This window comes from Pedobacter sp. MR2016-19 (assembly GCF_014947265.1).
Lineage (GTDB): Bacteria > Bacteroidota > Bacteroidia > Sphingobacteriales > Sphingobacteriaceae > Pedobacter.
The window spans coordinates 77,658-95,355 of sequence record NZ_JADCNK010000017.1 but is presented as its reverse complement, the minus strand read 5'-3'; the positions used below and the strand labels follow the sequence as shown (position 1 = coordinate 95,355).

Here is a 17,698-nt window from a genome sequence, read left to right as displayed (position 1 = left end):
TACTCCTTTGGGTAATCGCATCTATAATCTTGCTGGCTGCGCTTCTTGTTTTTTCGCTACAATTTAAGCCTGTTCAAACTTATTTTGCGCAGAGAGCTGCCGCATATTTATCTAAAGAGCTTAAAACCACCATATCAATCAAGAGTCTTTATATCAAGCCTTTTAAATCTATTGTACTCGAAGATTTATTGGTTTTAGATTTACAAAAAGATACTTTATTGAGCACGCCACAATTTATGGTCGATATCACTAAATTATCCATTGATAAAAAGATTATTGATATCAGTACCGTTCAAATTAACGATGGCCAGTTTTTCCTAAAGGATTTCAAAGATAAGTCTTCTAATCTCGATTTTATCATTAACTACTTCGATTCTGGTAAACCCAAGGTAAAGAAAAAGAAAAGCAAGCCTTTTGATGTAAATCTGGGCCGCCTTATTTTAAATAAGTTTGCCTTCAGGTACATTAACTACAGGGCAAAAGATACCACGCAGGGTAAAAGTGTAAACTTCGATAACGTAAACGTTAAACAGCTGAGTGGAATTTTTGAAGGACTGGATACCAAGAATCATTTGCTTAAAACCAATATTAAAAACCTGACTTTTAAAGAGCGCAGCGGATTTTACCTGAAAAACTTAACGGCCCAAACTACGATAGACAGTAATGCGATAGAGCTGAAAAACCTGCTGCTCGAAACCAATCAGAGCCGTTTAACCAATTACTACCAAATGCGGTTTAAAAGCTATAAAGATTTTAACCACTACATAGATAATGTGCGGATGAAGGCTATTTTTAAAGATAGCCATATCACCTCGAAAGATGTTGCATTTTTCGCCCCTGAAATGAATACCATGAAACTCGACCTCGATGTTGATGGTCAGATTACGGGTTTAGTGAATAACCTTAAAGCCAAAAAATTATCGTTAAGAACCGGAAAGGCCACACACATTAAAGGTGATTTTATTTTAAAGGGGCTTCCGAAATGGAAAGAAACTTTTATGGACCTGAACATCGAGATGGCAGGAACAAACAAGACCGATCTTGATGAAGTGCTGGGGGGCATTACCAACAGCAAAAAGAAAATTGTTCCGGCAATTGTAAACAAATTCGGTAACATCAATTTCAACGGAAGTTTTACGGGTTTTCAGAACGATTTTATTGCCTATGGCGAATTTAAAACCAAACTGGGTCGCATCGTTTCGGATGTGAACATGAAAATCGATAAAAAGGATGTCCCATCTTACACCGGAAACGTAAAAACCTACGATTTTAACATCGGCGATCTGCTAGGTGAAAAGAGCCTTGGCCGGATCAGCTCTTCTTTATATGTGAAAGGCCGCGGAACAGAATTAAAAGATTTAACCGAAAAAATAAATGGCGATGTAGATTATATCGACTTTAACAAATACAGGTACCATAACGTAAAGATTGATGGTACTTTTGATAAAAAATATTTTGATGGCAAGCTGAGCATTAACGACCGGAACATTAAACTGGTATTTGATGGAGGTGTTAACCTGAACCCTAAACTGCCGGTATTCAATTTTAATGCAACCATTTCCAAGGCACGTTTAAAATCCTTAAAACTGTTGAAAGATTCGTTGATGGTGGATGCAAAATTTACCACTAATTTTTCGGGCACCAACCTGAATAACATATCGGGTAAGTTATTGATCGAAGAGATCAGGATGCAAAACCCAAAAGGCACTTATAGCGTAGATTCGGTACAGTTAACAGCCAATGGCACGGGCGCAAGTCGCGTACTGGATATCCGGTCGGATATTTTAGATGCCAGTATTAAAGGCGAATATGATCTCAATTCTATTGTTTCTTATTACAAAGCCATCGCCAAAACGTATATTCCTTCGTTAAAGGCCGATATTATAAAATACAAAAACCAGATTTTTCAGTTTAACCTGAAGGTTAAAAAGTTCGAACCGCTGGCGCAGATATTTGCACCAGGACTGGAATTAGAAGAGGGCGCTACATTAACCGGAGATTTCGATTCGCGCAACAATACCGCAACGCTGAACGGTTTTGTGAAGAAACTAAAATACAGCGGTATTGTGGTAAACAACATCATCCTCGATGAAAATACCACCACACAACAACTTCAACTGATTGTAACCTCTGATCGGGTGCAGATTAACGACAGCTTATTTATTAAAGATGTAAACGTTTCGAACATCCTGCGGAACGACAGTCTGGCCTTCAACGTAAAAATGTCGAACGCTGAAGAAGACAATCAGCTCGATTTAAACGGATTGGTAGAGTTCACCAAAAACCAGGATACAACGGCAAGGTTAAGCGTATTACCTTCTATCTTAAAAATCAATAACGAAGAATGGCGCATCCAGGAAAAAGTACGGATCGTGCTCAACAATGGTAAAACAGAGATCAGTAATTTCGATTTAACCAACGGAAAGCAACAGGTTGTGATTGATGGATTAATTTCAGAAGATCCTAAAGATTTAATCAGTGTGGGCTTTAAAGATTTTAGCTTAAAAACCCTGAACCCTTTTACCAAAGGTTTTGGTGTTAAATTGGGTGGAAATCTTAACGGGAAGACTGATTTGTATGGCGTATTAAAAACACTTAGGGTAACAGACGACTTAAAGATCGATTCGTTAAACTTTAACGATATCTATATCGGTACCTTAACCGATACCTCATCATACAGCAATGAAAGCAAAAAGCTTAATGTATTTACCCGCATTGTAGCCGACAATTCAGAGAATTTTAAGCTGACTGGAAATATTGATCTGAAAGAAAAAGAAATCGACCTCAGCGTAAAAATGGATGACAGTAAGCTCACTGTAATTGAGCCTTTTGTTAAACAACTGGTATCCAATTTAAAAGGAAATATATCAGCCGATTTAACGGTGAAAGGCAAATTAGACAAGCCAGAAATTAATGGTAACTTATCGTTAGATAAGGGCCAGCTGATGGTAAACTACCTTAAAACCACCTATGTAATTACCGATAAAGTAGAGGTAAATAATAGTGTGATTAAACTGGACAACTTCACCTTAAGCGATCTGGAAGGCCACGAAGCTACAGCAAACGGCACTGTAGATTTAAACGATATTAACTACCCAACACTGAATGTAAAAGTGAATGCCAACAGTTTAATGGCCTTAAACACTACCTCGAAAGACAATTCCATCTACTATGGCCGCGCATATGGCACAGGTGTATTTACGTTTACAGGCCCAACCAACAAAATGAAGATCGATATTAAGGCGAAAACGGAAAAAGGAACTGTATTTAACCTGCCGCTAAACAGTTCTGAAACCATATCGGATAAAGATTTCATCAATTTCGTGAGCCGCGATTCGACTGTGCTGGTTAAGAAAAGAACAAACTTTGATGGTTTAACCTTAAGTTTCAAATTAACCATCGATCCGAATACCACGGCGAACATATATACCACCCTCGGCAATTTAAGTGGAAAGGGTAATGCCGAGCTGGCCTTAAACATCAATAGTGTTGGTGATTTCGAAATGTCTGGCGATTATATTATTGAGACCGGAAGTTTCGATTTTACGGCCCAGGAGGTAATCAACAAAAAATTCGACATCAGGCAAGGTGGAACCATCCGCTGGACGGGCAACCCTACTGCCGCGCAGATTAACTTAAAAGCTGTATATGCTTTAAGGGCAAGTTTGAACGACCTTTATAAGGCAGCAAACCGCGACGCCAGCAGTAATGCCAACCAAAGGGTGAATACCGAGGTAGAAATGGGCTTAACGGGCTTACTGTTACAACCGGATATTAAGCTCGATATCAATTTCCCTGCACAACCTTCAATCAAAGAAGAACTGCAAACCTATCTGAGCGATCAGAACAACCTGAACCTTCAGGCGTTCAGTTTAATTATCAGAAGAAGTTTCGCTCCCGGAAATGGTGGGCAGTCGATTGGCAACCAGTTGAGCTCAACCGCTACCAGTACGGCTACCGAATTGGTTTTTAACCAGTTTAACAACGTACTTTCTTCGTTAAACTTAAATTTTGTCGATTTAAACGTACGTTCCTTAAGCGAGGCCAATGCATCGTTTAAGTTCTTTAACGATCGTTTAATTATTAATGCAGGTATTGTAGACCGAAACAGTGCGAACGATTTTACTGTGATCGATTTCTCTAAAGATAATGTGGGTAGAGAGGTTGAGGCATTGTTCCTGATTAAAAAAGACGGAAGCTTAACAGTGAAAGCGGCAAATAAACCACCCACCCAACAGAGTATATTCTTAAACAGCGGAATTAGTTCAACTGCAAACGTTACGTCTTTCGGCCTGGTGTATACCCAGCAGTTTGATACTTTTAAAGAGTTTGTTCAGAAAATTTCTGGTGCTTACCGCCGAAACCTGAAAAGAAAGAGCCAGGCACCGGTTAAAACAAATAAATCTTTTAACAAAGACGCGATTATCAACCAGAGTAAAGGGAACCAAAGGAGGTAGAGATCGGTCCGTTGGTTCATTTGTTCAATGGTTAATAGTTCATTGGTACGGGCGAGGGCGTCAATTCCCCTCACTCCCTATGGGCGAGGACGTACGACAGCATGCCTCGATTTTAGGGAAGCAATCTTCTCAATAGGCCACAGGCTAAATATCTAATAGATCCTGAAACAAGTTCAGGAGGACGAACTACAGGGGGATTAATCTGCACTGAAGACTTAAATGATCTAATATTTCTTATATGGTAAAAAACCCGGTTGATGGCTGTGGTGTTAACAATAAAGATCCTGACCACGATTAGCTATTAGACCATTGAAAACAATAAATGCAACTAATAAAACAAATTTCAATAGCTATCGGATCAGCATGACGAACGCCGTAGGAATAGCGCAAGCAAAGAAACCATGCAGCGCTCAGCGAAGCTAATCAGCCCTATAGCATTACGATTCCCAATCAAGTTGGGAATGACGCATACCTCATATTGACGCATAAATAAGAAATTAACTCGGATTATGGCGGTCGTCATTCCCGCGCAGGCCTATCGTGTAGACACAATTAATTATAACATTCTTCTATCGCTCTATGCCGCGGGGCATGGTACTTTGGAGCGCCAAAGTACCCAAAGCGCTTTGTCAATCCAGCAATGAGCCTTTTACACAATCTCATGCACATCAAAAAAACAGCGACACTTCGTTTTGTGTTCAATATTTTTTTTTAAAATTAAATTATCGGTTATGAACACAAAACCACTGCGTTTCAGGTTTGTTAGTGCCATTTTTACTGTTGTGCACCTGTTTTTTTGATTTCCCCGGCTCCTGGGATTGACAGCGTCCTTGGTTAAAATCCGTGCTTTATTAAAGTTGGCTAGCAAAAAGCCTAAAAATACTTAAAAAAGATGTGTCCACACGATAGGCGCAGGCGGGAATCTTAATGCCTATTGCATCGTAGTCTTGAATTAATATAACAACCGTTCAACATAGATACTGACCACGATTAGCTATTAGGCCATTGAAAAAAACAATGCAACTAATAAAACAAGTTCAGGAGGACGAACTGCAGGGGGATTAATCGACACTGAAGACTTAAATGATCTAATATTTCTTATATGGTAAAAACCCGGTTGATGACTGTGGTGTTAACAATAAAGATCCTGACCGCGATTAGCTATTAGACCATTGAAAACAATAAATACAACTAATAAAACAAATTTCGATAGCTATCGGATCAGCATGACGAACGCCGTAGTAATAACGCAAGCAAAGAAACCATGCAGCGCTCAGCGAAGCTAATCAGCCCTATAGCATTACGATTTCCAATCAAGTTGGGAATGACGCATACCTCATATTGACGCATAAATAAGAAATTAACTCGGACTATGGCGGTCGTCATTCCCGCGCAGGCGGGAATCTTAATGCCTATTGCGTTCTGGTCTTTAATTAATCACTAGAACCACGCACAATATAGATCCTGAAACAAGTTCAGGATGACGAACGCCCTGGCAATGACGCTCGATTTTGAACTAACAAAAAAACCAACAATCGAACACCTGTTCAACTGTTGGTCTTGTATAAGTTTTCAATTAGCAGTTTTCAGTTCGCACAATCCAAAACTGTCAACTGCAGATTGTTAACCGCAAACCGGACTATCCTTTCATAATCGAATGGCCCATTTTATCTCTTTTGGTGGTTAAATAACGTTCATTATGTACGTTACTTGCAATCTCGATCGGGATATTTTCTACCACTTCTAAACCATAACCAATTAAACCGGCTCTTTTGGTTGGGTTATTACTCATTAAACGCATTTTAGTCACCCCTTCCGATCGCAGGATCTGCGCACCTACACCATAATCACGTTCGTCGCCTTTAAATCCTAATTTAATATTCGCTTCTACCGTATCAAAACCAGCATCCTGTAAGTTGTACGAACGTAATTTATTAATCAGTCCGATACCTCTCCCCTCCTGGTTCATGTATACCACAATACCTTTACCTTCTTTCTCGATCATTTCTAAGGCTTTGTGCAACTGCGGACCGCAATCGCAACGGCAAGACCCAAAGATATCGCCCGTTACACAAGAACTGTGTACACGTGCTAAAATCGGTTCGTTGCTATCCCATTCGCCTTTAGAAATGGCTAAATGTGTAGCATTATTATCTAACTGCGTATAGGCTGTCATTTTAAAATCGCCCCAGGCGGTAGGTAAATCGATACTAACCTCTTGTTTAATCAAGCTATCCATGGTTAAACGGTAGGCGATTAAATCTTCGATTGATATAATTTTTAACTGGTGCTGTTCGGCAATTTTAAATAAATCAGGAAGTCTGGCCATTTCGCCATCTTCTTTTAAAATCTCTACCAATAAACCTGCAGGTTTCATGCCGGCTAAACGAGCTAAATCTACTGCGGCTTCTGTATGACCTGCACGGCGGATTACGCCACCATCTTTGGCTATTAGCGGAAAAATATGTCCTGGCCTACCCAATTCTTCAGGATCAGTTTTAGGATTCACCAAAGCCAGCATCGTTTTAGAACGGTCGCTCGCCGAAATACCTGTGGTGCAACCATGACCAACCAAATCTACCGAAACCGTAAAATTGGTTTCATAAGCTGCCGTATTCTTGCCCACCATCAGACTTAGGTTTAACTCTTTACAACGTTCTTCTGTTAAGGGTGCACAGATTAAGCCTCGGCCATAAGTAGCCATAAAATTGATGATCTCAGGCGTTGCATTTTCGGCTGCCGTTAAAAAATCACCTTCATTCTCTCTATTCTCATCATCTACAACAATAATCACTTTACCAGCTTTTATATCTGCGATGGCCTCTTCTATTGTGTTTAATTTTGTTTGCATTTTATAAACATTATGGGGCAAATGGTGTGTGAGACGTATTTAAACAATTTATACCACAAACAATAACCCATACAAATGTACAACCTTATTGAGCAATATTTGGATTAAAATATCATCTGTAAGTAAAGGAAAAGAGGCCTATTTTTCCCTCTTTTTAAACAATTTAAGAAAGAGCTGCTTGTAGTAATTTACATCAAATAAGGCCGAATCTACTGTAGCTTTATAGGTTAGAAAAGCCGCCAGCGGCGACAAAACAATTACGGCAATCCACATCCCGAATATAGGGTTTAAATTACCTTCACGTGCTGATTTTTCGGCCACCGTGGTAATAATGTGGTACACCAGAAAAAAACAAATGGCCACCACCACAGGTAAACCCATGCCTCCTTTTCGGATAATGGCGCCCAATGGCGCACCAATAAAAAATAACAGGATACAAGATGCGGCCAGGGTAAATTTACGCTGGTATTCTACTGTGGTAAAAATAATTTCGCCGGTTAAGTCGGTTTGGCGCGGACCCCAGTTGGGTACGTGCTGCATAATATTGGCAACCGTGCTGCTTGCATTATCGAGTGCCAGTTTCCGTGATCCGTTAGGAATGCTCTTTAATATTACATCATCAATTTCTTTCGGTGCGGCTTTTACCTTCGTATAACCTCTGGCCACATTAAACTGTTTGAAGTTACTGCTGAGGTTAGCAATAGTACGCATTTTCATCGTATCCAATTGTTTCGTCAACGAATCGCGCTTTCTTACAATCCCTTTCAGGTTTAACATCGGCGTACTGTTTCCGAAAGCGTTAGGGTCGGTGGTATTGCCATCAAAAGACGACATATCGAAACGCGGTGAAGTTTCTTTAAAACGGTTCCGTGTAAAAATCTGCCGGGGGTTGTACATGCCGTTTTTCGAAGACTGCTCCTCGTACTGCACCCCATTTTTAAGGTTAAGCACCAAAAACTTACCATCGGCGGTTTTATTCATTTTTCCCTCTCTTGCCAGAATTACTTTCGGGATACCGTTATTTTCACGGTGATCGTAAATCATGATATTGTGCAGCGTACCGTCTTCCTCCTTCGAGTCGACACGGATGGCATAACCCGGAATGGCATTATTAAAAACCCCTGGTTTAATTAAAAATGAAAGTTTTTTATTCCTGATATCATACAGCAACGAGCCAAATTTGAGGTTGGCTTTAGGCAGCATGTAGTTGGCAAAAAAGAAAGAGGCTACCGTGAGCATTAAAATGACCACAAACAGGGGGCGCATGGCTTTCTGCAAAGAAATACCTGCCGATTTAATGGCCACCAGCTCATAATTTTCGCCCAGTGTACCGAAAGTCATGATAGAAGAAAGTAATACCGATAGTGGCAGCGCCATGGATACATTGGCGGCCGAAGCATAATACATCAGCTCCAGAATGGTGTACCATTCGAAACCCTTTCCAATTAAATCATCAATCCATTTAAACAGAAAAAACATCAATAGAATAAACATCATAACAAAAAATGTTGCTATGAATGGCTTCACAAATGCTTTTATTAATAGAAGATGTATTTTTTTCACCCTACAAAGGTAAACAATACGGAGATAATATTACGCACCCAAAACGCTAATCAGATAATCGATCTGGTTATCCCAGATTAATTTTTTCTCTGCAAGAAGCTCATCAGTAGTAAAATCGGTGATCGAGAGAGCAACGTCGTTGGTTAGTTCGTCCTGTACAATTTCCATCTCAAAATAACATTGAGGTTCATCATCCAGCCACTTAAATTTAACCAGTTTATTTTCTTTAATGGAAACCAGTTTGGCTTTTAACTGCTCATCATCCCAGGTAAAAGTATATACCTGATCACGAAAATTTACATCATCCGCAAACCATTGCGATAAGCCGTTTGGCTCACTTATAAAACTATACAATATGCGTGGTGACGATCTAACCTCGTACTCTAGTGTAAATTTTTTCTTTTCTGCCATTTTTAGTACACTACCAGGATAATTTCCGGACTATTTTTTAATATTATTTTTCTAAAGAAAGGTAATTTATTCTATATCTGCAACAATATAATTTTTATTGGTTCATGGTGCAGGTTTAGTGGTTCATTTGCCATTGGTTTACTGATTATTGAGGTTAATTGTTTAAACCGGTTAATCAACTCAAAACTACCGCTGCTAGCCTCCGGCCTGATTTCATCGGTTAACTGGCTTCTGACCAAAAGCTCCATCATCTATCTTATATTCTCCATATTCTTAACCACAAAGCGCACCGAGAGAAGGCACAAAGGCCGCAGAGTTGGGAGGGATAAAGAATACAGCTAAATCTGTTATAAAAAGCGGGGGTAAAGTCCTTTCACCACATAAGGAATTTAGTCCATTTAAGTTTTCGATTGAACTTATATGTCTTATATGGTTATTTAACCACGAAGCACACCGATAGAAGGCAAAAAGTCGCCGAGCTGGGTGATAAAGAATATCACTAAATCCGCTATAAAAACTGGCGTACAGGTCTTTCACCATATAAAGAATTTAGTCTATTTAAGTTTTCGATTGAACTTATATGAACCTTATATGTCTTATATGGTTAAAAAAGGCGGGTAATTTTTAAAATCTGTTAACTGACTTCGAATAAGACCCCGGACTGGTTAATTGGCTTCAGTATAGGACACACCAAATTCCTTTACCCATCCTGTACCTTTTGTTTACCTATTCTAGGTACCATGCTTACCCCAGCGTTACCCTTTGCTTACCTATTCTTTACCCTGGCGTTACCTCATTCATTACCTAAAGGGTAAAGGATTGCCGAACATCAGCTATAGTAAGGGTTACTTTGGTGAGAACCTGGTAGCACCAGGGGGTAATCAATCTTGTTGAACGCATTAATTTATCAGCGCGAATGGCCTGCTGAAATACGCCCGCAGTTGCTATAAATAACATACTAAGACCAGGAATGAATTTAATTTTGGCACATACCTGCCGATTTACAGCAATTCGTTGCGTTATTTATTCCAAAAAACATCGCGCTCAAGGCTTAAAATAATAAAAAGAGCCGACCAAAGACAATCAAATTTACTGACCAATAAGGCTTTACAGTATTTTTCACATTTCTTTTTATTAAAATGTATATTTATTCTATATTTGCAACTCTTAAAAATAACCACATCGATATTTACGTTATTTAGTAAATATTAAGCCCGGCGGGGTAGCTCAGATGGTTAGAGCGCAGGATTCATAACCCTGAGGTCGGCAGTTCGATCCTGCTCCCCGCTACCTGATTATCAAGCCTTTAGCTACAAAAAGCTAGAGGCTTTTTTATTTTGAATACAACATAGGTACAACAACGCAGAGCGCTTTAATACATTCAGCCAATTGGATTCATTGACTCCATCTCACCAAAAACATAAAGCCTACAAGGTGTTAATTTCCAGACAATTAATGCGATCAATAAAATTGGCGAGATGGGATCAAACATTTTGGTTTATCCACTTGTGCCCTAAGAATGACCGAAATAACTAAAAAACTCAATGTCAGCATTGTGCTGAGCCAGTATTTCCTCATGGTACTACTCACAAAGACATATTGTGAAATAGTTTCAGTTCCTCCGAGATGCGCCTGAGGTAAGGTAAGAGCTTAAAGTCCCTGGAGATGAACGATGTTACCCCATGTTTCTACATTCCCAGACCGTCCCAACCAGCTCTCCCTCAATATAGACCTGGTTACACTTTTCTTTTGGGACATCTATGCAAATGTGTTTTCCCCCGATTTCAAACTCATGGTTAAATTCTAGATCTTTCATATTTTCCTTTTTTCTTATCTGACTAATAAAAAGATTTGTCGGGCGGATTACGATCCGCCCGACAAAATACTATAGCGCCTGACCGTTTTTAATCTCATCGTTCGCAGGCGAGACGATCGCTGTCCCGGCTTTAATTGCACCGAAAACCTCTGTCATATCTGTCCCTTTCATCCCTTCCTTGACATCAACGAGCTTGGCTTTACCGTTTTCAACTTCCACTACATATTTTCGTTCTGTAGACCGGACAATAGCGGAATTGGGTACCAGTAGCGAGGTAGCACCGGATTTAAGCGGGATTTCGACCTCGGCATACATGCCGGCCTTCAATCTGTTATCTTTATTGGCCACATCAACCTCCACAATTTCCTGGCGCATATTGCCCAGTGAATTTGCAGACCGGCTGATCTTTGCCTGGCGCTGCTCGCCAGGCAGTGCATTGAAGCGGAACTTGACCATCTGGCTTAAATCTACCTTGTCCACATAATCTTCGGGGATGGACACTTCAAGCCTCATGTGGGTCAGGTCCTGCAATACCAGCATAGGAAGATCCGAAGATTTCCCTGCTGACACCAGTGCTCCCGGTGATACATTCCTGTCCACAATGACCCCGTCAAAAGGTGCATATACTTTCAAGTAGTCTTGCATCGTACGTACTGAGGATACATTTGACCGTTCGGCTTCGGCAATGGCCTTGTCTCCTTTCATTCTGGAAAGGGCATTGTCAAGTTCCAGGGGTGATACAGAACCTTCTTCCTTTGCGGCCTCTTTAAGCCGCCTGTATTTTTCACTGCTTGCCGATGCCGTTTCTCGTGCCTGCAGGTAACGGGAATTTGCCGATTGCAATTGCGATTCGAGTTCTGGTGCTTCCAGGGTCATCAGCAGCTGGCCTTTGCTGACCTTCGATCCTAAGTCGACCAATATGGCCTTCACAAACCCGTTGGCTTTCGGAAAAATGTTTACCTGATTGAAAGGCTTGAGCATTCCCGGAATACGGGTATAACTGGAAAGGGCCTGCTCTTCAACCTTGGCCGTTTCATATTTGGCTTCCTTGCCGTTTTTTGCGGGACTGATGTCCACGGGCTTCTGATTTCCGCTGCAAGCTGCCAGCGTACTGATCAAAATTATAATTGGAATGAATCTGGTTTTCATGTTGTTTATCTTTTTTAAAGTTTTGTTTTTCTAGGCATTAGGTTGGGTTCTTTTAAGCTGCTTTTTTTCTGTACCCAGGCGAAGACCTGCGGAAGGATGAAGAGCGCAGCCAGGGTTGAAAAGAATAACCCGCCAATAACCGCCCTGCCGAGCGGCGCGGTCTGTTCACCGGATTCGCCCATTCCTGAAGCCATCGGGATCATCCCAGCTATCATTGCAAAACTGGTCATCAGGATCGGCCTTAAACGAATCCCGGCACTCACGATGGCAGCGCGGGTTGAATCCTTATACTCAAGTCTGAGTTTTTCGGCGTTGGTAACGATTAGAATCGCATTGGCAACCGAAACACCCGTGGACATAATCATCCCCATATAGCTCTGCAGGTTAAGTGTTGAACCTGTCAGCAACAGCGCAGTCAGTGAGCCTAGGATTACTGCCGGAACAGTCGAAAGCACGGTCAGCGAAAGCTTGAAAGATTGGTAATTGGCTGCAAGCAGCAGAAATATAACCAATATCGCAAAGGCAAGCCCGCCCTGAAGAGAAGACAGTGTCTCAGTCAACAGGCTCGACATACCTTTCACTTCCGCAGTTAGTCCCTTTGGAGGTGTACCTACAGACTTTAGTGCCTTTTCTACATCAGCAGTTGCCGTTCCGAGGTCCTTTTTATAAATGTTTGCGCTCACGGTCAGAAAGCGTCTTGGACCAGAGCGGTCATATTCCCCCGGAAGGTAACTGGTATTGAAAGTAGCGATGTCGCCCAGTACCGGACTGCTCTGCCCTTTGACCAAAGGAATTTCCTTGAGCTCATCCATCGTATTCATCACATACTCTGGAACCTGTACCTGCACCTGGTAAGTATAGGCGGTTTTTTCATCGAGCCATTGATTCTTCTCTGTAAAGCGGCTGGATGAGGTACTGGCAGTAACTGACCTTGCAATATCAACCACGTTTAGCCCAAACTGCGCCGCCTTTAACCTGTCAAGGGTAATGGAAACCACGGGAATGTGCAGGGGCTGAGCAATCTGGATATCACGGAGGTAATCTATTTTTTTAAGTTTTGCTAAAACCTTATTAGCGTAAGACTCGATCTGGTTCATATCTTTTCCTGCTACCCTGATCTCAATCGGGGTGGCAGCACCCTGGCTCATGATTTTTTCAGTCATGTCTATGGGTTCAAAGGTGATACGCAAATCTGGAAGTTTATACGCTATATTCTTCCTCAGGGCATCTTTGAGTTCATCCATATTCACCTTGTAATCTTCATCCAGGTTTACCTGTAGCACGGCCTCATGGGTACCGGTATTGAAGATATACAGGTTACTGGTTCCGTAACTGCTGGGGATTAGCCCCACGTAGCCAGAACTGACTGCGACATGGTTATCCACCGTTTGATTGATAATGGAGAGTACCTGCTTGAATTTCTCTTCGGTGCGCTCTAGCCTGGTGCCATCAGGCGCTTTGATGCGGATCTGGAACTGCCCGTTATTGAGCTTTGGCATCATATCCTTTCCAATAAAAACAAAGCCCAGTCCGGCAAGGATAATAACAGCAAAAAGATAAATTCCGACAATTCCTTTTTTCATCGGCATCCACCGTTGGATGATCGCCATAAATCTCACCTTTACCCGTTCAAAGAAATCGTTTTTCTCCGGCTCATCCTTTTCGTTTTCCATGTGCTTTTCAATCTGTTCTGCTTCTCTTTCGTCCAGCGCCTCTCCTGCATGGGCATGGATATTGCCATGGTCATAGTGCTGGTAACGTTCTTCCTTGATCATCCAGTTGGATAAAATCGGAACCAGGGTCTGGGCTACGATGAAGGAGACAATCATGGTAAAGCCAATCGAGAGGGATAGCGGCAGGAACATTGCCTTTGGTATCCCGTTCATCATAAAGGATGGAGCGAAAACTGCTAAGATGCACAGCAGGATCAGCAGTAGTGGGAAAGCAATTTCTTCGCAGGCATCATAAATGGCCTCGCGTTTGGGCTTGCCCATTTCCAGGTGCTGGTGGATATTTTCTATCGTTACCGTTGCCTGATCGACCAAAATTCCTATTGCAAGTGCCAAACCGCTCAGCGTCATAATATTAATGGTTTGACCAAACATGCCCAGTAAAAGCACACCAATTAAAATCGATACCGGAATGGTAATCACCACGATAAGACTGCTTCGCAGGTCACGCAGGAATAACAATACCATAAGCCCTGTTAATAGTGCGCCCAGACCACCTTCAGTGATCAGGCTTTTTACCGAGTTGATAACCGCTACAGACTGGTCAAATTCATAGGAGATGTGGACATCATCCGGCAGTAGGCTCTGCATTTCCGGAATCTTGGCCTTTAAGGATTTAACCACCGACCAGGTTGATGCATCTGCGGTTTTGACCACTGGAATATAAACCGACCGTTTTCCGTTGATCAGTGCATAATCCACGGTAACATCCGCTGCATCGGCAACCCTTGCCACATCCCTTACCAATATCGAAACGCCGTTTTTTGTAGCTATGGGAATGTTGTTGAATTCATCGACCGTTTTAACCAGGGAGTTCATGGAGGTTACCATCATGGTATTGTCCAGTCTAAGGTTTCCCGAAGGCGACATCACATTGAATTTTGATAGGGCCCCTACCACCTCGTCCGGAGTCAGGTTGTAGCTCCTTAGCTTGCTGGGGTCTACACTTATTGTTATGGATCGGGAATTAGCTCCAAAAGGCGGTGGTGCCGAAAGTCCGGCGACCGAGGAAAACATAGGCCTGATACGCGTTGCCGCCATATCATAGATTTCTTTCAGGCTGCGAGATTTGGCTGAGAGCACAAGTTGGCCCACAGGCAGTGAAGAGGCATCAAAGCGGACCACCTGCGGAGGTAGTGCTCCGGGTGGAAAGAACTTCATGGCCCGGTTTACCTGGAGGGCAACCTGGGCTGAGGCTTCGGCCATATTTGTACTTTCATAAAAACTCAGCTTGAGCATCGTCAAACCCTGAATGTTCTTGGCGGTAATATTCTTGACGCCATTAACGTAAAGGAACTGATCCTGCAGACGGGTAGAGAAAAAACCCTCCATCTGCTGGGGAGACATGCCTCCGTAGGATTCGATAACATATATAGTTGGAGAATTAAGCTGGGGAAAAATATCTATTGGGATCTTCAACGCACTGAGCACTGCAAAGAGCAGTAAACTCGCGGTGATCACCACTGTTGTAATCGGCTTTTTCAGGGCCGAGGTAACCATTGACATATCTTTATTATTTTAATGCGTTTAACAGGGAATCTACTTGATTGGTGGCAATAGCCTTTTGAAAAAGAGCCCGGACGTACAGGTACTTTGCGTTGACAAAATCAGTTTCTGCGCGGTAGAGAATGGTCAGGGCTGCATTGAGCTCAATGATATCGGTTAGTCCGTTTTTATAAAGGGAGAGCTTTTGGCGGTATCCTGCGGCGGCTGCTTTTAACTGGTTTGGTATTTCATCGAGTCTTTTATGCGCGGTACTGATTTCGAGGCCCGCCTGAAGGGCAGCATTTGATAACATTAGTTTCTCCTGCTCCAGTTCCTTTAAGTAAAAGTTACTGCTGGCCTTCTGGGTCCTAAGCTTCAACTGACGCCTGCGCAGATCAAAAAGGTTATAGCTGATCCCTACGCCCACGAGGTAATTTTCCCGTTGCCATTCCAGGCCATTAGAAAGACTGTTGAAATTATCATTGGCATCAATGCTTGATCCCCTTGACCAGGCCGCAGCTTGCAGGCTTACCTTTGGGTTATAGGCTTTTCGGACCAAATTTTCCTTCTCAATACTGCTAAGGTAATTGCTTTTGTAAAAATCAAGCAGCGGATGGCTTGAACTGTCGGTCAAATTTACAGATAGGTTTACCTCAAGCGATTTTAGCCGGTCGAGGATCGTACTATCGGCAACAATACCCTCCGGATTCAGCCCGCTGATTGCTGCAATATCTAGCTGGACCTGTTTATAGGTATTGTCCATTTCGATATAGTTCAGCCTTGATTTGGAGAGTTCAGCACCCGCAATACTGGTATCTACTCCCGGGCGCACACCGCTTCTGGCTAGGGACAGTATGGAGCGGCCGATCTGCTCGTTGCGACTGATGTTCTGCTTCTGAATAGATAGCATATCCTGAAGCTTTAAAAGGCTCAGGTAATCATCAATGGCAATGGCCCTGGTCTGATAGCGCCGCTGGGCAAACCTGGAACGCTCAGCGACAAGTTCTGATTTGGCTACCGCATTCTGGGCCTTGTAGGCACCAAAATTATACACCTCCCAATCAAGGGAAACTATGCCAAGATTAGTAAGTGCAGCCTTGGTAGTGCTTTCGGTTCTAACGCCCCTAGAATTGGAAGGAACGATACCAAAGGCCATGTAAGGCCCTGCCACGTTGTTGTTTGAGCCCAGATCCGCCTGATAGTTAAGCTTCAGGTTTGGAAGGGCATTCGCCGCGGTCTCTTTTAACTGGGCGGCCCGGATATCCACTGCTGCTGAATCAGCAGCCAGTGAGGGCGAAAAAGCGGTCACGTGATCGATCAGATCGACGATCCCGATGGGTTTAGGGGAAGTTTGGGCATGGCTTTCCAGCCCCATATATAAAAGTGGGAACAAACAGAAAATCTGTTTAATACGGATCATGTCTTTAAATTAAAATTTAAGGAAAAAGATTTGACGGATTTCGCGACAGGAAACCGGGTGATTAACCGTCCGTCGTCACCTCATCATATGAAGGACCTGTCAATAAAAAAATTGGAGACAAATCTCAGATCCGAAAGACCTGGTTGGAAATATAAATTGGGACTGATCCGGCAATCCTGTATCTGATCTCAAGAAAATACCTGTTAAGGTTGGTGGCTAAAAGCCCAAGCCCAAAAAGCAAAATGATCCCGATGATAACAGCTTCCAGAACAGGAAGCACGGTTTTTTTCCGTTCATCAAGAATGCACTTAAACTGTCTGGTAATTTTTGAATCCTTTCCAAGCGGAGAAAAGCTGCCGTTGTACTGTCCGGCTGATTTTATTCCACGGGCGGACTCCAAAAGGGATAAGTTGGATAAAAAAAAGATGTTGCCCAGAGAGATAATCAGGTACAGCAAAACAACTCCGATTATAGAGCAATTGGGCACCTGCTTAATCTTCAAATCCTTCAAATTTAACAACCTAAATATATTGCGGCTAAAATCAGCATTAATCTAAAAAGATGAGAGAATAAATGGCAACAAAACCGTTACAAAATATCAACAAATATTAGGCTAAGATATGTAAACAGATAGCATCTAATCCAATGTACCCAAAGCTCAATAATGTGTCAAAAATTCAAAGTTCATTTATCTTGAATAGATCAATCATTATATCTGTCCCCAAAGTCTAATTTACATACAAAGAATGGGCTTGAGTTTGGAAATTTTAGATTCAACATTAAACGGTACTTCGTTAATTAAAATTGTGAGATTAA

General features: G+C 42.1%; 7 protein-coding genes and 1 tRNA gene. 2 read left to right on the top strand and 6 right to left on the bottom strand.

Translation table 11 applies throughout. The features are described 5' to 3' along the window. Positions 1 to 29: 29 nt before the first annotated feature. Positions 30 to 4,457 carry a translocation/assembly module TamB domain-containing protein gene (locus tag IM793_RS18870; RefSeq protein ID WP_193424054.1) on the top strand — a complete coding sequence of 1,476 codons (4,428 nt, stop codon included), beginning with the start codon at positions 30 to 32 and terminating at the stop codon, positions 4,455 to 4,457. A 1,639-nt stretch (positions 4,458 to 6,096) separates the two neighbouring features. Here IM793_RS18870 and IM793_RS18865 read toward each other — a convergent pair. The 3 genes from IM793_RS18865 to IM793_RS18855 all read right to left on the bottom strand — a co-directional run bounded on the left by IM793_RS18865 (position 6,097) and on the right by IM793_RS18855 (position 9,282). Then, positions 6,097 to 7,308, bottom strand: coding sequence for a bifunctional 3,4-dihydroxy-2-butanone-4-phosphate synthase/GTP cyclohydrolase II (locus IM793_RS18865; RefSeq protein ID WP_121282076.1), 1,212 nt, complete (start codon positions 7,306 to 7,308; stop codon positions 6,097 to 6,099). A 138-nt stretch (positions 7,309 to 7,446) separates the two neighbouring features. After that, entirely contained in the window at positions 7,447 to 8,871 is a 1,425-nt protein-coding gene (locus IM793_RS18860) for an LptF/LptG family permease (RefSeq protein WP_132403157.1), read from the bottom strand. 30 nt (positions 8,872 to 8,901) lie between these two features. Next, positions 8,902 to 9,282, bottom strand: coding sequence for an START-like domain-containing protein (locus IM793_RS18855; protein ID WP_055911440.1), 381 nt, complete (start codon positions 9,280 to 9,282; stop codon positions 8,902 to 8,904). A 1,216-nt stretch (positions 9,283 to 10,498) separates the two neighbouring features. Here IM793_RS18855 and IM793_RS18850 point away from each other — a divergent pair. Beyond that, positions 10,499 to 10,572 (top strand) — tRNA-Met (locus IM793_RS18850). A 595-nt stretch (positions 10,573 to 11,167) separates the two neighbouring features. Here the strand turns inward: IM793_RS18850 and IM793_RS18845 are convergent. From IM793_RS18845 to IM793_RS18835, 3 genes are read right to left on the bottom strand one after another with little or no spacing between them, the layout of a single operon-like run. Further along, positions 11,168 to 12,247, bottom strand: coding sequence for an efflux RND transporter periplasmic adaptor subunit (locus IM793_RS18845; protein ID WP_193424052.1), 1,080 nt, complete (start codon positions 12,245 to 12,247; stop codon positions 11,168 to 11,170). Between the two features lie 14 nt (positions 12,248 to 12,261). Continuing rightward, positions 12,262 to 15,483, bottom strand: coding sequence for an efflux RND transporter permease subunit (locus IM793_RS18840; protein ID WP_193424050.1), 3,222 nt, complete (start codon positions 15,481 to 15,483; stop codon positions 12,262 to 12,264). A 7-nt stretch (positions 15,484 to 15,490) separates the two neighbouring features. Beyond that, on the bottom strand, positions 15,491 to 16,882 hold the full coding sequence (locus IM793_RS18835) for a TolC family protein (RefSeq protein WP_193424048.1): 1,392 nt from the start codon (positions 16,880 to 16,882) through the stop codon (positions 15,491 to 15,493). Between the last annotated feature and the right edge of the window lie 816 nt (positions 16,883 to 17,698).